The sequence below is a fragment of the Alcaligenes sp. LTN-3 genome, from assembly GCF_059735605.1.
The window spans coordinates 1423432-1442003 of sequence record NZ_JCAPDN010000001.1 but is presented as its reverse complement, the minus strand read 5'-3'; the positions used below and the strand labels follow the sequence as shown (position 1 = coordinate 1442003).

Below are 18572 nucleotides of genomic sequence, written 5' to 3'. Positions count from 1 at the left end.
CTATCGTCCACCAGGAGTATTTGAATGGAAAAATCGAGTCATAAAATGCGTATTCCTGTTCTCTCGGCCTTGACGGCTGCCGTGGTACTGGCAACGGGTGCGCCTATGGTCTACGCGCAGGCCCAGCCTGTCACGACAAGCGAGCAGGTCCAAAGCACGACATTGGGCCTGCCTGATTTTACGGGAGTTGTTGCCAAGACCGAAGATGGGGTGGTCAATATTCGCACCACAGAGGCGGTGCGGGTACGCTCACCTGCCATGGGCCCCGGTTCGGACCCCTACGACATGTTCCGCTGGTTTTTTGGGCCTGATTTCATGCCGCCAGGCATGGCTCCCCAACGGCCCCATGGGGGCAATAATGGGCAGCAGCCCCAGGAGCGCACTGTGCCGCGTGGCGTGGGCTCGGGCTTTATCATCTCGGCCGATGGCTACATCCTGACTAATAATCATGTGGTGGCGGACTCCAACGGCATTTTCGTCACGCTGAGCAATGGTAAGGAATATCCAGCCAAGATCATCGGTACGGACGAACGCACCGATGTGGCTTTGATCAAGATCGAAGCCAAAGACCTCAAGCCTATGGTGATTGGGGACTCCAAGCAGCTCAAGAAAGGGCAGTGGGTTCTGGCGATTGGTTCGCCGTTCGGTCTGGAGTCCACGGTGACCTCCGGGATTGTCAGCGCCATCAACCGCGAAACGGGCGATTACCTGCCTTTCATTCAGACTGACGTGGCTGTAAACCCCGGTAACTCCGGCGGCCCCTTGATCAACTTGAATGGTGAAGTGGTGGGCGTGAACTCCCAGATCATTTCGCGCAGTGGTGGTTTTATGGGTATTTCCCTGGCCATTCCCATCGATGAAGCCATGAATGTGGTTGAGCAGCTCAAATCCGACGGCAAGGTGACTCGTGGTCGTATCGGCGTGCAGATCACCCCGGTGGCCGATGATGTGGCAACAGCGCTGGGCCTGAAAGACAGCAAGGGTGCCTTGGTCAGCAGCGTGGAAGAGGGTGGTCCTGCTGCCAGAGCCGGTATTCAGTCCGGTGACGTGATCTTGAAGTTCAATGGTCGCACCATTGATCAAATGACGGATCTGCCCCGTATTGTGGGTGGTACCAAACCAGGTCAAAGCTCCACGTTGGAAATATGGCGTAAGGGCAAGGTGCAGACAGTCAAGATCGATGTCGAGGAAATGCCTTCCAGCAGCCCGGTTGTCGCTGGCAAGGATCAGAAAGACACGCCAACCGCCAGCAGTACGGATGCCTTTGGTCTGAAAGTGACTGCTGTCTCTGATGCTGATTTGAAGCGTTTAGGTGTCGAGAGTGCTGTTCAGGTCGTGGATGCGACCGCTCCTGCCAGCGAGGCCGGTTTGCAGCCCGGTGATCTTATTTTGCGCGTCAACGATAAAGACGTAGGGACACCGGATCAATACGCTAAAATGGTTGCATCTTTGGATAAATCCAAACCTGCGGCCTTGCTGGTTTTGCGTGCAGGCCAGTCGCAATGGGTTTTGATTACGCCATCGAAATAAAAATTCTGTAAAACGGCTAAAATGGTAGCCATTGATGAACTCCGGCCAGGGGCCGGAGTTTTTTCGCCACTATTTGCGGGGGCATTTTGCCCCGAATAGATTATGGTTCCACGTGCGCCCGTCTGACAGGACGGGTCTTGCGTTTTCGGCGCGTGGACTGAAAAGGGGCGTCATGGGCGCCCCTTTCTTGTGCCGTCTCTCTGGCATTGCGCCTCAACATTTTCTTTGTTTATTAACGGGTTTATGGACCACATCCGCAATTTCTCTATTATTGCCCACATCGATCATGGCAAATCGACCTTGGCTGACCGCCTGATCCAACGCTGTGGTGGCCTGGCCGACCGCGAGATGTCGACCCAGGTTCTGGATTCGATGGACATCGAGAAAGAGCGTGGCATTACGATTAAGGCCCAGACCGCCGCTTTGCACTACAAGGCTCAGGATGGCAAGGTATACAACCTGAACTTGATCGACACTCCCGGCCACGTTGACTTCTCCTACGAGGTCAGCCGTTCTTTGTCGGCCTGTGAAGGTGCCTTGCTGGTCGTGGATGCTTCCCAAGGTGTGGAAGCGCAGACGGTGGCTAACTGCTACACCGCGTTGGACCAGGGCGTCGAAGTGATTCCCGTGCTCAATAAAATGGATTTGCCTTCGGCTGATCCGGATTCGGCACGCCAGGAAGTGGAAGACGTTATCGGTATTGATGCCAGCGATGCGATTGCGGCCAGTGCAAAAACGGGTCAGGGGATCGACGAAATCCTTGAGACCATCGTCGCCCGTGTGCCTGCACCTGTGGGTGATCCGGCAGCGCCCTTGCAGGCCTTGATCATTGACTCCTGGTTTGACAACTACGTGGGCGTGGTCATGTTGGTGCGCATCGTTAACGGTATGCTCAAGCCCAAGGAAAAAATCCTGTTGATGGCCACCCGCGCCACGCACCTGGTCGAGCACATCGGTGTGTTCACTCCTAAATCGGAAAACCGTCCTCATCTGTCTGCTGGCGAGGTGGGTTTCATCATTGCCGGTATTAAAGAGCTGGAACACGCCAAGGTGGGCGATACCATCACCCTGGCTGGCAAACCTGCGGACAAGGCGCTGCCTGGCTTTAAAGAAGTGAAACCTCAGGTGTTTGCCGGCTTGTACCCGGTGGAAAGCAGTGAGTACGACCAGCTGCGTGATTCCCTGGAAAAGCTCAAGCTGAACGATTCCTCCCTGATGTTCGAGCCCGAAGTGTCTCAGGCGCTGGGTTTTGGTTTCCGTTGCGGCTTTCTGGGCCTGCTTCACATGGAAATCGTCCAGGAGCGTCTGGAACGTGAATTTGATATGGACATCATCACTACCGCGCCGTCGGTGGTGTACGAGGTCGAGCGCCGTGATGGCGAAGTCCTGATGATTGAGAGCCCCTCCCGCATGCCGGAGGTGTCCCATATCGAAGACGTGCGCGAGCCTATTGTTGTGGTTTCGCTGCTAATGCCACAGGAATACGTGGGCCCGGTCATGACCCTGTGTACAGCCAAGCGCGGTTTGCAGTTAAATATGACCTATCATGGCCGTCAGGTGAATCTGGTCTATGAAATGCCCCTGGCTGAGATCGTGCTGGACTTCTTTGACCGACTCAAGTCCGTATCGCGTGGCTACGCTTCCATGGACTACGAGTTCAAGGAATACCGTTCGGCCGATGTGGTCAAGGTGGATATCCTGATCAACGGCGACCGCGTCGATGCCTTGTCCATGATTGTGCACCGTAGCAATGCCCGTTACCGTGGACGCGAAGTGGTCGCCAAGATGCGCTCCTTGATCCCGCGCCAGATGTTTGATATTGCTATTCAGGCCGCCATTGGTGCCGAAGTTATTTCTCGCGAGAACGTCAAGGCATTGCGTAAAAACGTGCTGGCCAAGTGTTACGGCGGTGATATCTCTCGCAAGAAGAAATTGCTTGAGAAGCAAAAAGCGGGTAAGAAGCGGATGAAGCAAGTTGGGAACGTCGAAATTCCGCAGGAAGCCTTTTTGGCAATTTTGCAGGTCGAAGATAAGTAATGCTGTAGTCGGCACCCCAAGCCGACTACAGCCAGGACTGCCTTAATTTCTTTAAAGGAAACCGATGAGCTGGGATTTCGCTCTGATTTTGTTTGTACTGCTAATACTGACCGGCGTAATCTGGTGTTTGGATCGATTCTTCCTGCGTTCCCGCCGTCTGGCGCGTGCGCGGGCCGCGATGCAAGCAATACCGGAAACGGCAGCTCAAGACCCTGAGCATTTGCAGCAACTGCGCCAGGATGCGTATGACCAGGCCAACCGTATGCCCTGGTGGATTGAATATGGCGTCAGCTTTTTCCCAGTCATTTTGTTTGTATTCGTCTTGCGCTCGTTCATTATCGAGCCATTTCGCATTCCGTCGGGCTCGATGTTGCCGACGCTGAAAAATGGCGACCTGATTTTGGTGAACAAATACGAGTACGGTATTCGTCTGCCTGTTAGTGGCACCAAGGTTGTTCCTTTGGGGCATCCCGAGCGTGGCGATGTGATTGTGTTTCGTTACCCCGTGGATACGTCCGTGGACTACATCAAGCGCGTGGTCGGCGTGCCCGGTGACCGTGTGGAGTATCGCGACAAGGTGTTGTCCGTAAACGGTCAGGTCATTACCCAAGTGCGCAGTGGTGATTACTACGAACCGGATCGCTCCGCTTACATTGGGCGTTATCTGGAAGAGCTGGGCAAGGTGCAGCACAACATCTTGCTGAACAAAACTGCGCCTCAGGGTTTGATGCCCATCGTGGCCTTCCCCCATCGTGATTCTTGTGAATATTTTTCCAATGGCATTTCGTGTGTGGTGCCTGATGGCAACTACTTTGTCATGGGAGACAATCGCGACAATAGTCTGGACAGTCGTTATTGGGGCTTTGTGCCCGATGAGAATATTGTGGGACGCGCCTTCTTTATCTGGATGAATTTCCGCGAACTTAGCCGTATAGGTCGCTTCCATTAATGAAACGTCTTGCTTTGCTTGAAGCCGCTATCGGCTACTCCTTTAAAGACATCGGCCTGCTGGAGCAGGCCTTGACCCATCGTAGCCACAGCGCTCGTCATAACGAGCGGCTGGAGTTCCTGGGCGATTCGGTTCTGAACTTCACGGTTGCGGCCTTGTTGTTTGACCGCTTTCAGCGCATTGATGAGGGCGATTTGTCGCGCCTGCGAGCGAATCTGGTCAAACAGGCTGCGCTGGCTGAAATTGCAACCCGTCTGGGTTTGTCGGATTATTTGCGTCTGGGAGAAGGGGAGCTGAAAAGCGGTGGTTTCCGCCGTCCTTCCATTTTGGCGGATGCGCTGGAAGCGATTTTTGGCGCTGTTTTTCTAGACGCGGGTTTCACACAGGCCCAAACCGTCATCACTCAGCTGTATGAACCCATGCTGGTTGATGTGGACCCCAAAACCTTGGGGAAAGATCCCAAAACCTTGCTGCAGGAGCTGCTGCAAGGTCGCAAGCTGGATTTGCCGCTGTATACCGTGGTGGCCACGCATGGCGCAGCCCACGATCAGCTTTTCGATATTGAATGCACGATCGCCAAGCTCAACATCCATGTCCGTGCCAGTGGCAGCAGCCGTCGTGCGGCTGAACAAGCCGCCGCAACGCAGGCCATTGCTATTTTACAAGCTGAATTTCCAGCCAAGACGACGCGCGCCAGTCGCCATCGTCGCCCCTCACAATTGACACTGCCTGTGGCAGTGTCGCAGGAAGCAGAATGACACAGACCCCTTTTCGCTGCGGCTTCGTGGCTATTGTCGGACGACCGAACGTCGGCAAGTCCACGCTGGCCAATGCTTTGATCGGCAGCAAGATTTCGATTGTGTCGCGCAAGGCGCAGACTACGCGCCACCGCATCAACAGCGTGTTGACACGTGACCACGATCAAATGGTATTTGTGGACACCCCCGGCTTTCAGACCAAGCACGGCGGGGCCATGAACCGCATGATGAATCGTGTTGTTACCCAGGCGCTGGCCGATGTGGACGTGGTGGTGCACGTGGTCGAGGCTGGCAAGTGGTCCGCTTCGGATGCCGAGCTGCTGCCCATGCTGCCTAAAGGCGGCAAGACCATTCTGGTCATCAACAAGGTTGATGCGCTCAAGAGCAAGAATGACTTGCTGCCCTATATCGCCCGCCTGTCGCAGGAATTCGAATACGGTGCCGTGATTCCGGTCAGCGCGGCCAAGCGCCTGCAACTGGACCCCTTGCTGGACGAGATCGCCTCCCGTTTGCCTGAAGGCGAGGCCATGTTCGACGCGGATACCATTACCGACCGCTCGGTGCGCTTCATTACCTCGGAGCTGCTGCGCGAGAAGATCTTCCGTCTGGTAGGTGATGAACTGCCTTACGGTTGTACCGTGGTCATCGAGCAGTGGGACGAAAACGAGCAGGGTGCCCGTATTTCCGCCTGCGTGGTGGTGGAACGCGAAAGCCATCGTCCGATTCTGTTGGGTGCTGGTGGCATGCACATGAAGCGCATTGCGACTGAGGCTCGCCAAGATATTGCCAAGCTGATCGACAAGCCTGTGTTCCTGGATGTGTACATCAAGGTGCGTAAGGGCTGGTCTGATCGTGAAGCGGTCCTGCGCGACCTGGGGTATGAGTAATCCCCGTCATCGCTATCAGGACGAAGCGGGCTACATACTGCACACCAGTGCCTGGCGTGAAACGTCTCTGATCTGTCATGCCTTTACGCGTAACCACGGGCTGGTGCCGATGGTCGCTAAAGGCGCCAAAAGGCCGCATTCTATTTTGCGGCCTGCTTTGTCTGTGTTTCAGCCTTTATTGCTGGCCTGGTCGGGCAAGAATGAAGTCAAGACACTGACGCGGGCGGATTGCGCCGGGATTCGCCCTTTGAAAGGCCGCGCCCTGATGTCGGCCTGGTACATGAATGAATTATTGATTCGTTTGTTGCCGCGTGAGGACCCGCACCCCGTTTTGTTCGATGCTTACGAAGAAGCCCTGGTGCATTTGGCACAGATTCCTCGTCCGCCTGTGGCGGGGGCCTTGCGGCGTTTTGAGTGGGTGCTGCTGACCGAAACAGGTTATGGCTTTGATGAGGCCACACCTGATTTCAACGATCCAGTCGGTGAGCCGGAGTTGCGCATACGCTTGCGTGAACGCTTGAACAGTCTGCTGGGCCGCCCCTTGCATACCCGATCCGTTCTTATGCAGTTGCAACGCTATTGATATGGCCGTCTCCCTTCCTTCCGTGCTGGTTCTGGATACCTGCGTCCTGATCTCCAACGTTCTGCGTCGCTTGCTCCTGGCCCTGGCCGATGAGCAACTGTTCAAACCTGTCTGGAGTCCCGTCATTGGTGATGAGTGGCGTCGTAATGCGGGCCGCCTGTGGAAAGTTATGCCCCTCTCCATCGAGGAGCAGTGGGAAGAGCTGCAACAGCGTTACCCTGAAGCCGATTTAGGCGACAGTAGCGAGTTCAAGAAGAATTTGCGCTATTCCGATGTCAAGGACTGGCATGTGATCGCCACTGCCCGTCTGGCGCAGCAGCGTTATCCTGATCAGCCAGTCGGTATCCTGACCCGGAATCTGAAAGACTTTAATCGCTCCGAGCTGCGACGCCTGGGGATCAGCCTGTGGGAGCCGGATCAGTTGTTAGCTTTGTATATGGCCGCGCATCCGGACTTGATGCAGCGTTTGCTGGATGGTTTGCCCGCTTTGATGCTGACGCCCGAAGCGCAGGCACTGGATACGCATACTTTGTTAAAGCGTGATCGTTTGTTCAGTGTGGGACAGGCTTATTTGCGGCGTCAGAAAATGGACGAGGCACACTCATGAAGCAAGGTGTTTTGCTGTCGGTTCTAGCCTCAGCATTGTTCGCTTGCTTGTACTATTACGCCACCGTGCTGCATCCGCTCAGTGGTGAGCAGATTTTTGCCTGGCGTATTGTGCTGGGCCTGCCTGCGTTGGCGTTGGTGATCACTCGTGCACGGCGCTGGCGGGAAGTGCGTTGGGTTCTACGGCATTGGCCCGGTAATTGGCGCTATTTTGCGCTGCTCTTGCTGGCGGCTGTATTGGTCGGGGTGCAGCTTTGGATTTTTGTCTGGGCACCTTTGCACCAGATGGCGCTGGACGTGTCCTTGGGCTACTTCCTGCTGCCGTTGGTGATGGTGCTGGTAGGACGGGTGATCTACAAAGATAGATTGAGTACTATCCAGTGGATTGCAGTTGTGCTGGCGGGCTTAGGCGTGCTGCATGAGCTGTTCCGCGTAGGGAGTGTGTCCTGGGCGACAGCAGTGGTGGTCCTGGGCTATCCGCCTTATTTCATGTTGCGCCGTTACCTGCGCCTGGGTTCGCTGGCTTCGCTGTGGTTTGACCTCAGCTTCTTGTTCTTGCCCGCCTGCTGGTTGCTTTTTGTCCAAGACACGCAGATGTGGGGCCTGTTTGGCAATGAGCCGCGCTTGCTGTGGCAAGTCCCGGTCCTGGGTCTGATCAGCTCGGTTGCGCTGGTCAGCTATCTGTCTGCCAGCCGTCAGCTGCCTTTGGCTTTGTTTGGCATCCTGGGCTATGTGGAGCCGGTGCTCTTGTTCTGGGTGGCGTATTTGCTGCTGGACGAACCCATGAGCGTGAATCAGTGGTGGACTTATATTCCGATCTGGATTGCCATCGCCTTGATGGCTTTGGAAGGGCTTATCAAGATGTGGCGGCCTGGACCGCCTGTACCGCCTCTCAAGGCGTGAATCCTGTCTGCTTAGTACCCAAGGTTGTCTGCGCCGAACAAGACGTTTTGAGGGCTTCTCTTGAGTGTGGCGGACTCTTAAAAAAACGACTCCTGTCATAACCCCCGAAAAACTCGGATTGCTATCCGGTTTTCAAAGGGGAGCATATCGGGAGTCGTTTTTTTGACTATGAAAATCTTCTTGGAGAGATCGTCCGGGAGGCACCGGAGCTTGTCCTGCGTGGCCCAAATATGCCGCTTAGCGCAGTGTCTCGGGACAGTCAGGTTGATTGCGCAACAGATTTGCCTGGGTGACCGAACAACCCGCCGGCACGTCTTCCGTAATCCAGACATTCCCGCCAATCGTGGAGCCTGCTCCCAGTGTGACGCGACCCAGTATCGTGGCGCCAGCGTAAATGACGACATCGTCTTCCACAATCGGGTGACGGGCCTGGCCCTTGAGCAGCAAACCTTTCTCGTCCTTGCTAAAGCGTTTGGCACCCAGGGTGACGGCTTGATAAATCCGAACCCGTTTGCCGATAATGGCCGTCTCGCCAATGACAACGCCAGTGCCGTGGTCGATGAAGCAGGAGTGATCAATTTGTGCGCCGGGGTGAATATCAATACCGGTCTGGCTATGGGCCAGCTCGGCAATAATGCGGGCGGTCAGCGGTAGACCCAAATTGGTCAGGGTATGGGCGATGCGGTGGTGAATCATGGCCAGCAGGCCGGGATAGCACAAAAGCACTTCATCGACGTTGCGGGCAGCCGGGTCGCCTTGATAGGCAGCGACTACATCCAGGTCCAGGGTGCGGCGCAAGTCTGGCAGTTTGTCAGCAAAGGCCTGAATGGCTTTGTGAGCCTGTTCCTCAATGGTCTGACGGTCATGTTGGTCGCCGCGCAGCAGAGCAGCGCGTTGTAGTTCGATCCGAGCTTGTTGCAGCAGGGTGTTGAGAGCTTGGCCCAAGTGGTGGCCGACAAAGTGGTCTTCATACTCACGGCGCAGTTCCGGGCTACCCAGACGCATTGGGAACAAAATGCCTTTGAGCTGCTCGGTGACTTGAATCAATGCCTGGACGGATGGAAATTCCTGGCCTTCAAGCTCGTTCAAGCGTTGATGCGCCTGTCGCCATTCTTCGCGGGCCCCGCGCAGATTGTCGACGATGTGTTGAGTTTCAAAGACTGCCACCAGTGTTCTCCAGAGGGGAAATTTTTTACAAGGTTTACTATACCCGCGCGTCTGATCCAGGACACGAAAAACAGGGCGCTTCATCAGGGTGATTCGTCGGAACGTTAATCAGGTCTGAGGGTATCACTTCACGCTTAGGGCAAGATCACGCAGATGAGGGGGGATACGTGGGTTTTCAAGCTAAGGCGTTTGAATCAGCCAGCAATAAAAAAGCCCCCTTCGGAAAGGGGGCTTGGGGGAGGCGGGTTCGCGATCTTATTCGCGGTTACCGCCCAGTATGCCCAAGAGCATCAGCAAGTTGCTGAAAATATTGTAGACGTCCAGGTAGATTGCCAGGGTGGCCGATACGTAATTGGTTTCGCCACCGTTGATGACGCGCTGCAGATCAACCAGCAAGAAAGCCGAGAAGATACCGATAGCCATCACGGAGATGGTCAGCATCAGCGCAGGCAGTTGCAGAAAGATATTGGCCAGAGCCGCAACCAGCAAAATGACGGCACCGACAAACAGGAACTTCTGCATACCGGAGAAATCACGTTTGGTGGTGCTGGCAATGGTTGCCATGGTGCCAAAGACTGCGGCGGTACCGCCAAAGGCCAGCATGATCAGTTGTGCGCCATTACCCATGCCCAGGACAAAGCCCAGCAGACGCGACAGCATGATGCCCATGAAGAAGGTGAAGGCCATCAGCAGGACAACACCCATTGAGTTGTTCTTGTTCTTTTCGACCAAGAACATCAGGCCAAAGGCACCAACCAGGAAAACAATAGCGCTCAGGCCTGGGCTGGCGCCCATTACCCGGTTAATACCCGACGACAGACCCAGCAAGGCTCCCAACACGGTGGGAATCATGGACAAGGCCAGCAGCCAGTAGGTGTTGCGCAGGACGCGATTGCGAGCAATCAGCGACTGGGTGCCCAGGGTGCCGTTATGCTCAGGCAAGCTTGATTGACGAAATTCGCTCATGATGAGTCCTTAGAATACAGAGAGATCAGTGGTCAAGGATAACTGACAATTACCTGAATAATCAAGAATCTTCTTTATTATTCAAGCCCTCAGTTTGTGGGCATGTACCTGGCATCCCTGTGTCTGGTACACACGCCAGCGTTCGCGGGCCTGGGTACGGTCAGCTTCCCGTTCGGACACAATTTCCAAAATACGCGCAAATTGTTCAAAACCGGGCGGGCATTGGGCATCCAGATTCAAGAGCCAGCTTTGTTCATCAGTGGGCACGGGGGCGGCGCTGGTCAACAAAACCGGGGTGGTGGCTGCCAAAGGGTCTTCTACACCCACATGTGGCACAAAGGCCGTGGATTCAAACCCCCAGAGCAGCCGATCGAAGCGAGCAAGTTGGCGGGCATCGGACAGATACACCACCACCTGACGGCCCGCTTCGTAATGCTTGCGTACGACCTCGCAGGCCGTACGCAAGCGATCTGGTGCGCCGAAAGCAAAATCGACGCGACTCATGCTTAGCGACACTGATTAAGCAAGTACTGAACCAGCAAAGGTACGGGACGGCCGGTGGCGCCCTTGTCCTTGCCACTGCGCCAGGCGGTGCCAGCGATGTCCAGGTGAGCCCAGCGGTACGCTTTGGTGAAGCGGGACAGGAAGCAGGCGGCGGTGACCGAACCGGCGGGTGGGCCACCGATATTGGCCATGTCGGCGAAGTTCGAGCGCAGTTGCTCCTGGTAGGCATCGTCCATGGGCATGCGCCATGCCGTGTCGCCCGTTTGCTTGCCCGCTTGCATCAGCTCGTCGGCCAGGTCGTCGTCGGTGGAGAACAGGCCCGTGTTGACGTGGCCCAGCGCGACGACGCACGCGCCGGTCAGAGTAGCCATGTCGATGACGGCGGCGGGTTTGAATCGTTCGACGTAGGTCAGGGCATCGCACAGGACCAGACGGCCTTCGGCGTCCGTGTTCAGGATTTCGATGGTCTGGCCTGACATGCTGGTCACGACGTCGCCTGGTTTGTTGGCGCGGCCGCTAGGCATGTTCTCGCACGAAGCCACCACGGCAATCACTTCGCGGTCGATGTTCAGCTCGGCAATGGCACGCATGGTGCCCAGAACGCTGGCAGCACCGCCCATGTCGTACTTCATCTCGTCCATATTGCCGGCTGGCTTGATGGAGATACCGCCCGAGTCGAATGTCAGACCCTTACCCACCAGAACGATAGGGCCGTCTTCGTGTTTGGTCTTGGTGTTGGGGGTGTGACGCAACACGATGAATGCAGGGGGTTCATCCGAGCCTTTGGCAACGGACAGGAACGAGCCCATTTTCAAGGCTTCAATCTGCTTGCGCTCCAGCACTTCGGCTTTCAGCGTCTTGAACTCCTTGGCCAACTGTTTGGCCGTTTTGCCCAGATAAGTGGGTGTGCAGATATTGCCGGGCAGGTCAGCCAGCAGTCGGGTCAGGTTCACACCGTTACCAATAGCCTGACCTTGTTCCAGACCGGCCTTGGCTTCGCTGGCTTGGGTACGGGCCGTCCACAGCAGGAACTGGCTTAGCTGGGGGGCGGGTTCCGGTTTGCTCAGTGTTGCCGTGTAGCGGTAGCTGGCGCGGCATACTGCGACGGCTGCATCCTGGGCACGGCTGCGCAAGGTGGTGCCTTTGCAATCGATGCTGGCCAGGGCCGAAACGGCTTCTTTCAGGTCTGCTTTCAGGCAGTAAGAAGCCAGGCAGGCCTGGGCTTGCGTATGAGTTGCTGCTTTGTATTCCTCTTGAGCGCCTAAGCCGACTAAAATAACGCGTTCGGCTTTAACGCCAGGCAGATTGCGCAGCACCAGGTGGGTATTGGGCTTGCCTTTAAACTCGGCTTTGACAGCAGCGCTCACCGCTCCGTTGCTGGCGCGGTCGATAAGTTCCGCTGCAGGGCTTAGAATGCCCTCGGCAAAGACGCCAACGCCTAGTGCGGCCGTCTTAATTTGGTGCAAAGAAGCGGATGTCTGTGTGCTAAATTCCATTCAACTATCCTCAGTGTGTCGCAAATCGTACCTGCGATTATCTCGCAAATTCTCATATGTCTCTATTTAAACGCTCTGCGGTATCCGAAATCTTAAGTCACAGTGGCGTTGTACTGTCCACTTTGCTGATTGTGTGGCTTAGTGTACTTCTGGTGCGTTTGTTAGGCGAAGCGGCCAATGGCACGATTGGCCCTGACGTGGTGCTGGGTCTGGCCGCCTTTTCCAGTATTACCGCCTTGCCGATTATTCTGGCTGTTTCCCTGTTCATTGCCGTGCTCACGACGGTGACACGCAGTTTCAGAGAGTCCGAAATGGTGGTCTGGTTCGCCAGCGGCCTGTCCTTGAAAAACTGGATCACCCCCGTTTTGCAATGCGCGGTGCCGGTTGCGATCTTGATTGCCGTACTGACCTTGCAGGCTTCGCCCTGGGCTTATCGTCAGATTGCCGAATACCGTCAGCGTTTTGAGCAGCGTTCGGACCTGAGCAAAGTCACTGCCGGGCAGTTTATTGAGTCCGATGACGGCGCCCGTGTGTTTTACGCGGATTCCCCGGAAAAAGAAGGAGACGAGCTGGGCAATGTGATTGCCCGTGTGATCGACCCGCAGTGGCTCAGCATTGTGACAGCGCAAAGCGCCCGCATGGAAGAGCAGCCCAATGGCGATCGTTTTCTGGTCTTGAGCGAAGGCCATCGCTATGACTTGAAGCCCGGTCAGGCCGAGTTCCGCATGGTGGACTTTGAAAGCTATGGCATGCGTCTGGAAAGCCGTGACGCGGGCAACACTGCAGAAACCATCCGTGCCCGTGCCGAGCAGCAGATCAAGGCTCGCCAAACCACGTTGTTATTCAGTGATGACAATCCCGAGTCACGCTCGCAGATCATGTGGCGTTTGGCCTTGCCGTTGGCGGCATTGAATTTAGCTTTGCTGGCAATCCCCTTGGGGGCGGTGAACCCGCGTATGGGTCGGTCGGGCAATATTCTGGTGGCGGGTCTGGTCGGACTGTTGTATATGAACCTGATCAACCTGTCGCGTGGCTGGATACGCAATGAGCAGTTGGGCTTTGAGGTTGGTCTGTGGTTGGTCCATGCAATCTTCTTGCTGATCATGGTCTTTATGATGTGGCGTAAATTGCGCATCAAGGCTCCTAAACCGCCAGCCAGTTAAACTACTCAGAAACAAAAGGGGCGAGCAGCCCCTTTTTTACGTCGTTGAGAATCCAAACCATGACCTTGAAGACTGCCGATACGAAGCCCCCCCGCACCAAACCGGCGCAGGTGCGTCTTGACGAGTTGATGAATGCGGCCCAGACACTGTTTCTTGAGCAGGGTTTTGAGGCCACCACCATCAATGACATCGTGGCGCGGGCCCAGGTTGGCAAAGGCACTTTCTACCACTACTTTGCATCCAAGAATGAAATGCTGGATGCCTTGGCCAAACGCTATACCGACTACTTTCTGGAGCGTCTGGAACAAGCAGTAGACGCTTGCCCGGCGGATGATTGGGCTCAGAAGCTGCGTGCCTGGATTTGTACCAGCATCACAGTCTATGTGGAGACCTATAAGGTTCACGACGTGGTCTATATCAACCATCACCATCATGACCGCAGTAACCAGGCCAAAAACGCGATTCTGGATCAGCTGCTGGCCATTATTGAAAGTGGTATGGACGCAGGCCTGTGGGCACCTGCAAACCCCAGAATTGTGGGTTTGCTGATCTATTCGGGCGTTCATGGGGCTACGGATGAGATCATTGCGGCGCAAGCCACGGATAGCTTGCCCTTTGCACGGGCGGTGGCCGATGCCTGTATGCGCCTGTTGCCTAGCCCCGGCTGCTCAGACTCAGGGCTGACCCTATAAGGCTTAGCGGCGCGAGTAACCTGGAGCCGGTTTTAGCAAACCCAGGTTTTCTCGAAAGTTGCGGCCTGCATAGCGAGTTCGTAGTAAAGCCCGTCTTTGAAGCTCCGGCACGACCTGCTCGGCAAACTCGCAGACGCCCCCAGGCAGATGGGAAAACATGATGTTGAAGCCATCTGCCGCCGATTGCTCCAGCCAATGTTGCATCTGGTCAACCACCATGCTGGCGGTCCCCACCATCTCTAAACCTTGATAGCCACAAATCCGCCTGGCCAGTTCCAGAATGCTCATATTTTCGGTTTTTGCCAGTTGCACCACACGCTCACGGCCGCTTTTACTGGCATTGCTGTCCGGTATTTCTGGCAGAGGGCCGTTACGGTCATAGCCGGAAATATCGTGTCCTAGAGCAATGGACAAGGTAGCCAGACAACTGGCTTGGTCAACCAGCTCATCTAATTGGCGTCGTTTGGCCTGGGCCTGCTCCAGGCTGTCTCCCAAGACTACAAAAACAGCCGGGATGATTTTCAAAGCCTGTTCCCGGCCAGCCGCCTGGGCACGGGCTTGCATATCGGCATAAAACGCCTGGGCCGAAGGTAGGTCTGTTTGATAGGTAAAGATCACTTCGGCGGTTTCGGCAGCAATCTGGCGTCCTGCCTCTGATGCTCCTGCTTGCACGATGACGGGACGGGTTTGGACAGGTCTTTCGACGTTCAAGGGGCCACGCACCGAGAAATGTTCGCCCTGATGATTCAGAACCTGCATCTTGGAGGGCTGGAAATACTGGCCGGTCTGGGTGTCCCGACAAAAGGCATCTTCTTCCCAGCTTTCCCACAAGCCATCCATGACCGTGCAGAACTCACGGGCGCGATGATAGCGGGCGCTGTGCTCCATATGCTCTTCCAGGTCAAAGTTGGCGGCCTCATTGGGATTGCTGGAGGTCACCAGGTTCCATCCTGCGCGGCCTGCGCTGATGCGGTCCAACGAGGCCAGACGGCGGGCCAGCATGTAGGGCCCGTTGTAGGTCGTGCTGGCCGTGGCGATCAGGCCCAGATGCTCGGTAACGGCGGCCAGGGCCGGCAGCAGGGTTAACGGGTCCAGCGTCACCGTGCTGTGTCCCCGCATCAGTGCTTCCACGGGGGCGGCCCGGATGGCCAGTGTATCGGGCAGGAACAGGCCATCAAAGCAGGCCCGCTCCAGGGTTTGGGCGAACCATTTCATTTGTTCAAAATCGGTCTGGAAACCCGGATGCGCTCCAGGATACCGCCAGGCGCCTGAATGAATGCTGGGCATGGCTAAAAGAATCAAGGGGGGAGTGATCATGAAGCTACCTGTGTTTGAAAGCGCAGTTGTTTACGTACAGATTGATCCACCAGCAAGAAGGGATGGCCTTGCGAGCACATCTCCACGCGGGCCTGTACGCCATAGACTTTTTCCAGCAGCTCCGGGGTCAGGACGTCTAAAGGAGGTCCCATGGCCTCAACCTGACCCTGATGCAGGACCACTACCCAGTCGCTAAAGCGCAGGGCGTGGTTCAAGTCATGGATGGCCATGACAATGCACATGGCTTGTTCTTGAGCGACACGGCGCAGTAAGTCAAAAACTTCATACTGGTTTTGCAGATCCAGCGCGCTGCTTGGTTCATCCAGCAAAAGCAAGCGGGGTTGGCGAATCAGGGCTTGTGCGATTGACACCAGTTGGCGTTGTCCGCCGCTCAGCGCAGCCAGCTCACGGTCTGCCAAAGCCTGAATTTGCAGGTTTTTCAGCATCTGGCTGACCTTATCCAGCTCTTGATCCTCTACGCCCCAGCCGCCGCCTTGCTTGCTGGCCAACAGGATGGCCTCAAAGACACGCAGGGACGAGTTCATGGATATGTCTTGTGGAACATGAGCCGGGCGATGGGGGTGAAAAGTGGGCCAGGATTCCAGCGGCTGCCCCAGCACTTCTACCTGCCCCGTTCCACCCAGCTCCCCGGCAAGGCACTTGAGCAGTGTCGATTTTCCGGCGGCATTGGAGCCCAGCAGGGCGGTGAGGGAGCCTGCCTTCAATGGACCAAAGCTGAGCTTGTGCAGAATCTGGCGCGAGGCAAAGGATACGGACAGATTGGTGACGTTGAGCAGGTCCATTAGACTTTCCTTGTACGCAGAATCAAGATGAAGAATAAAGGCACCCCAACCAATGAGGTCACAATGCCAATGGGCAGGGCTTGTCCTTGCACCAGTGTCTTGCTCAATACCGAGGCAGCCGACAGCATGCAGGCACCGCAAAGTGCAGAGGCGGGCAGCAGAAAGCGTTGATCTTCACCCACGAGCAGACGAGCAATATGAGGGCCGACCAAACCCACAAAACCTATCGTGCCCACAAAGGAGACGCAGACAGAGGCCAGCAGGCTTGCGAGCAAAATACCTTTTAGGCGCAAGCGAGCCACCGGAACTCCCAGGCTGCTGGCGCGGGCCTCGCCCAGCCGCAGAGCCGTCAAGGCCCAGGCGTGGCGGGCAAAGATTAGGGAGACCGTCAGCAATATGCCGCTCATGATGGCCAGTTTTAGCCAATTGCTGCGCGACAAACTGCCCATGGTCCAGAACACCACGGCAGACAGGGCCTGATCGGGGGCCACGTATTGCAAAGCTTCCAGCAAGGCGGTGAAAGTAAAGACCAGCGTGGTGCCCAGCAGCACAATCATTTCGGTGGTGATACCCCGTTTTTGGCTTAGCCGGTAAATGAACAAGGCCGCCAGCATGGAGACCAGAAAGGCATTGACGGGAATGGCAAATGAGACGGCGGATGCTGGCAAGATACTGACACCCAGAATCAAGCCTAGTGCCGCCCCAAAGCTGGCTGCTGCAGACAGGCCCAGGGTAAACGGACTGGCCAAGGGGTTGCCCAGTACGGTCTGCATTTGTACACCTGCTACGGACAGGCTGGCGCCAACGACTAAAGCCGTCAACGCGACTGGCAGGCGTATATCCCACAGAATCACCTGGACGGAGAGGGGCGCTTGGCTATCCCATAAGGCCGCCAGCACTTGGGTTGGGCTGTAATGCGCTTGCCCCAAGGACAAGTCGGCTAGAAAACAGAGCAGGGTCAGAACGCTGATTGTCAGTAGCAACAGCCGCCGGCGATGAATCAGGCGGGTGTAAAACTGCCGACCTGACGGGGCTGACCCCGAAACAAGGAGGGGATTCATGGGGAAACTCCGCTCAGGCTAAGCCAATAGCCTGGCTGATAAGAAACGGGAAGAAAGCGCTGATGCAGCTCGTCAAACGTAGCGTCCGGGTCCAGTGTGCGGAACCGTTCGGGATGCAGCCACTTGGCGATACGTTGTAGGGCAATAAAGTAGTAGGGGTTGTCGTAGAAGGGGTGCCAGATGGCGTGAACTCGGCCTTTCTGTACGGCTGACAGGGAGCGGTAGGCGGGGCGCTTCATCAAGCGTCGCAGGCGTGCCTGGCCTTGCTCGGGATCGGCCCCTGGCCCCAGATTGACCCAATCTCCGGTTGGCGAATACAAAGCCCAGTTTGCGCCAGTGACCAACACGATATCCGGGTCGGACTCAATGACTTGTTCGGGATGTAGCGTGCCAAACGTGCCATGCAGAAAGCGGGTGCCCAGATTGTCGCCCCCGGCTGCGGCAACCAGCTCGCCAAAGTTGCCATCGCCATAGCTCAGGCAGCAGTCATCATATAGTCCGGCGGCGCGTTCAATCATGACCGTGGGCCGGTGCTGAAGGGACTGCAGGGCCGTGCTGACCCGATCAATTTGCGTTTGTCGAAAGTCCAGAAAGCTCTGTGCCTGTGCCTGGCATCCCAGTAGCTCGCCCAGAATCAGGATGCTGCGGGCGGTGTTGCCAAACATGCGTGTGCGAAAGTCCACAAACACCACGGGCACACCGGCCTGGGTCAGGCGCGTCATCAAACCCGAGGATTCGGCGGCAGGCTTGGAGCTCAGGTTCATGATGAGAACATCGGGCTCTAATGAAATGGCCAATTCGGTGCCGATAGAGTCCACTGTTCGGCTGGAGAAGGTGGGAATGCGGTCTATGCTCGGAAAGCGGTCCAAATACGCTTGATAGCCATCTAGATCCGCCGCCCGAAAGTTATCTCCCCAGCCCACAATGCCACCAAAGGGATCTTCGGGTTTGAGCAGGGCCATCACATAGGCCAAGGGCCCATCGCCCAGCAAAAGCCGTTTGATGGGTTGGCCAAGCGTGACGCGGCGTCCCGCAATATCTTCAATGACGTTGGCAGTGCCAGCCCGCAGACTTGGGCTGGCGAGCAAGGCCCCACCCGCCAGGAGGCGAGTCAGGACATCGCGTCGGGTATAGCGTTGTGCAGACAAAG

The 18572-nt window shown here is 56.2% G+C and carries 18 protein-coding genes; 10 read left to right on the top strand and 8 right to left on the bottom strand.

Features of this window, described 5'->3' with window-relative positions; genetic code table 11:
- Positions 1 to 24 precede the first annotated feature (24 nt).
- The 8 genes from AC6I6N_RS06780 (at position 25) to rarD (ending at position 8253) form a co-directional block, all read left to right on the top strand.
- Positions 25 to 1530, top strand: coding sequence for a DegQ family serine endoprotease (locus AC6I6N_RS06780; RefSeq protein WP_497943327.1), 1506 nt, complete (start codon positions 25 to 27; stop codon positions 1528 to 1530).
- A gap of 243 nt (positions 1531 to 1773) precedes the next feature.
- Positions 1774 to 3567 carry a translation elongation factor 4 gene (gene lepA, locus AC6I6N_RS06775; RefSeq protein WP_094197303.1) on the top strand — a complete coding sequence of 598 codons (1794 nt, stop codon included), beginning with the start codon at positions 1774 to 1776 and terminating at the stop codon, positions 3565 to 3567.
- Between the two features lie 64 nt (positions 3568 to 3631).
- Positions 3632 to 4516, top strand: coding sequence for a signal peptidase I (gene lepB, locus AC6I6N_RS06770; protein WP_094197302.1), 885 nt, complete (start codon positions 3632 to 3634; stop codon positions 4514 to 4516).
- Complete coding sequence (rnc, locus tag AC6I6N_RS06765; protein ID WP_094197301.1) at positions 4516 to 5274, top strand: ribonuclease III; 759 nt, start codon at positions 4516 to 4518, stop codon at positions 5272 to 5274. The genes lepB and rnc overlap by 1 nt, the downstream gene beginning before the upstream one ends.
- Positions 5271 to 6161, top strand: coding sequence for a GTPase Era (era, locus tag AC6I6N_RS06760; RefSeq protein WP_094197300.1), 891 nt, complete (start codon positions 5271 to 5273; stop codon positions 6159 to 6161). The genes rnc and era overlap by 4 nt, the downstream gene beginning before the upstream one ends.
- On the top strand, positions 6154 to 6744 hold the full coding sequence (gene recO / locus AC6I6N_RS06755) for a DNA repair protein RecO (RefSeq protein ID WP_094197299.1): 591 nt from the start codon (positions 6154 to 6156) through the stop codon (positions 6742 to 6744). The genes era and recO overlap by 8 nt, the downstream gene beginning before the upstream one ends.
- Before the next feature lies 1 nt (position 6745).
- Positions 6746 to 7351, top strand: coding sequence for a PIN domain-containing protein (locus AC6I6N_RS06750; protein WP_108727748.1), 606 nt, complete (start codon positions 6746 to 6748; stop codon positions 7349 to 7351).
- Positions 7348 to 8253: an EamA family transporter RarD gene (gene rarD, locus AC6I6N_RS06745; protein ID WP_094197297.1), complete on the top strand. Its 906-nt coding sequence runs from the start codon at positions 7348 to 7350 to the stop codon at positions 8251 to 8253. Before AC6I6N_RS06750 ends, rarD begins: the two co-directional genes overlap by 4 nt.
- Positions 8254 to 8490: 237 nt before the next feature.
- On the opposite strand, the gene epsC is transcribed toward rarD, so the two are convergent.
- From epsC to AC6I6N_RS06725, 4 genes are all read right to left on the bottom strand, one after another.
- Positions 8491 to 9420, bottom strand: a complete 930-nt coding sequence (gene epsC, locus AC6I6N_RS06740) for a serine O-acetyltransferase EpsC (protein ID WP_108727747.1) — start codon at positions 9418 to 9420, stop codon at positions 8491 to 8493.
- A gap of 255 nt (positions 9421 to 9675) precedes the next feature.
- A complete protein-coding gene (locus AC6I6N_RS06735) occupies positions 9676 to 10386 on the bottom strand; it encodes a Bax inhibitor-1/YccA family protein (protein WP_094197295.1) in 711 nt (236 codons plus the stop codon).
- Positions 10387 to 10467: 81 nt separating this feature from the next.
- A complete protein-coding gene (locus AC6I6N_RS06730; protein WP_094197294.1) occupies positions 10468 to 10890 on the bottom strand; it encodes a DNA polymerase III subunit chi in 423 nt (140 codons plus the stop codon).
- 2 nt (positions 10891 to 10892) lie between these two features.
- Entirely contained in the window at positions 10893 to 12386 is a 1494-nt protein-coding gene (locus AC6I6N_RS06725; protein ID WP_108727746.1) for a leucyl aminopeptidase, read from the bottom strand.
- A 56-nt stretch (positions 12387 to 12442) separates the two neighbouring features.
- Between AC6I6N_RS06725 and lptF the strand changes: the two genes are divergently transcribed.
- On the top strand, positions 12443 to 13549 hold the full coding sequence (lptF, locus tag AC6I6N_RS06720; RefSeq protein ID WP_264671813.1) for an LPS export ABC transporter permease LptF: 1107 nt from the start codon (positions 12443 to 12445) through the stop codon (positions 13547 to 13549).
- Between the two features lie 59 nt (positions 13550 to 13608).
- The gene (locus AC6I6N_RS06715) at positions 13609 to 14241 is read left to right on the top strand and encodes a TetR/AcrR family transcriptional regulator (protein WP_264671812.1); all 633 of its coding nucleotides are present in this window, start codon (positions 13609 to 13611) and stop codon (positions 14239 to 14241) included.
- Between the two features lie 3 nt (positions 14242 to 14244).
- Here AC6I6N_RS06715 and AC6I6N_RS06710 read toward each other — a convergent pair whose 3' ends face one another.
- Genes AC6I6N_RS06710 through AC6I6N_RS06695 form a run of 4 tightly spaced genes read right to left on the bottom strand, consistent with a single transcriptional unit; the run spans position 14245 to position 18570 of the window.
- Positions 14245 to 15558 (bottom strand): LLM class flavin-dependent oxidoreductase, encoded by a 1314-nt coding sequence (locus AC6I6N_RS06710; RefSeq protein WP_429647004.1) that lies wholly within the window; start codon positions 15556 to 15558, stop codon positions 14245 to 14247.
- A complete protein-coding gene (locus AC6I6N_RS06705; RefSeq protein ID WP_249459784.1) occupies positions 15555 to 16361 on the bottom strand; it encodes an ABC transporter ATP-binding protein in 807 nt (268 codons plus the stop codon). The genes AC6I6N_RS06710 and AC6I6N_RS06705 overlap by 4 nt, the downstream gene beginning before the upstream one ends.
- The gene (locus AC6I6N_RS06700) at positions 16361 to 17422 is read right to left on the bottom strand and encodes a FecCD family ABC transporter permease (RefSeq protein ID WP_429647006.1); all 1062 of its coding nucleotides are present in this window, start codon (positions 17420 to 17422) and stop codon (positions 16361 to 16363) included. The genes AC6I6N_RS06705 and AC6I6N_RS06700 overlap by 1 nt, the downstream gene beginning before the upstream one ends.
- Positions 17419 to 18570: an ABC transporter substrate-binding protein gene (locus AC6I6N_RS06695; RefSeq protein ID WP_497943326.1), complete on the bottom strand. Its 1152-nt coding sequence runs from the start codon at positions 18568 to 18570 to the stop codon at positions 17419 to 17421. Before AC6I6N_RS06695 ends, AC6I6N_RS06700 begins: the two co-directional genes overlap by 4 nt.
- Positions 18571 to 18572: the final 2 nt, after the last annotated feature.

What these genes read in the sequence shown, in the direction of transcription:
- AC6I6N_RS06780 (WP_497943327.1), top strand. Translation starts at nt 25, where the DNA reads ATGGAAAAATCGAGTCATAAAATGCGTATTCCTGTTCTCTCGGCCTTG.
- lepA (WP_094197303.1), top strand. Translation starts at nt 1,774, where the DNA reads ATGGACCACATCCGCAATTTCTCTATTATTGCCCACATCGATCATGGC.
- lepB (WP_094197302.1), top strand. Translation starts at nt 3,632, where the DNA reads ATGAGCTGGGATTTCGCTCTGATTTTGTTTGTACTGCTAATACTGACC.
- rnc (WP_094197301.1), top strand. Translation starts at nt 4,516, where the DNA reads ATGAAACGTCTTGCTTTGCTTGAAGCCGCTATCGGCTACTCCTTTAAA.
- era (WP_094197300.1), top strand. Translation starts at nt 5,271, where the DNA reads ATGACACAGACCCCTTTTCGCTGCGGCTTCGTGGCTATTGTCGGACGA.
- recO (WP_094197299.1), top strand. Translation starts at nt 6,154, where the DNA reads ATGAGTAATCCCCGTCATCGCTATCAGGACGAAGCGGGCTACATACTG.
- AC6I6N_RS06750 (WP_108727748.1), top strand. Translation starts at nt 6,746, where the DNA reads ATGGCCGTCTCCCTTCCTTCCGTGCTGGTTCTGGATACCTGCGTCCTG.
- rarD (WP_094197297.1), top strand. Translation starts at nt 7,348, where the DNA reads ATGAAGCAAGGTGTTTTGCTGTCGGTTCTAGCCTCAGCATTGTTCGCT.
- AC6I6N_RS06735 (WP_094197295.1), bottom strand. Translation starts at nt 10,386, where the DNA reads ATGAGCGAATTTCGTCAATCAAGCTTGCCTGAGCATAACGGCACCCTG.
- AC6I6N_RS06730 (WP_094197294.1), bottom strand. Translation starts at nt 10,890, where the DNA reads ATGAGTCGCGTCGATTTTGCTTTCGGCGCACCAGATCGCTTGCGTACG.
- AC6I6N_RS06725 (WP_108727746.1), bottom strand. Translation starts at nt 12,386, where the DNA reads ATGGAATTTAGCACACAGACATCCGCTTCTTTGCACCAAATTAAGACG.
- lptF (WP_264671813.1), top strand. Translation starts at nt 12,443, where the DNA reads ATGTCTCTATTTAAACGCTCTGCGGTATCCGAAATCTTAAGTCACAGT.
- AC6I6N_RS06715 (WP_264671812.1), top strand. Translation starts at nt 13,609, where the DNA reads ATGACCTTGAAGACTGCCGATACGAAGCCCCCCCGCACCAAACCGGCG.
- AC6I6N_RS06710 (WP_429647004.1), bottom strand. Translation starts at nt 15,558, where the DNA reads ATGATCACTCCCCCCTTGATTCTTTTAGCCATGCCCAGCATTCATTCA.
- AC6I6N_RS06705 (WP_249459784.1), bottom strand. Translation starts at nt 16,361, where the DNA reads ATGGACCTGCTCAACGTCACCAATCTGTCCGTATCCTTTGCCTCGCGC.
- AC6I6N_RS06700 (WP_429647006.1), bottom strand. Translation starts at nt 17,422, where the DNA reads ATGAATCCCCTCCTTGTTTCGGGGTCAGCCCCGTCAGGTCGGCAGTTT.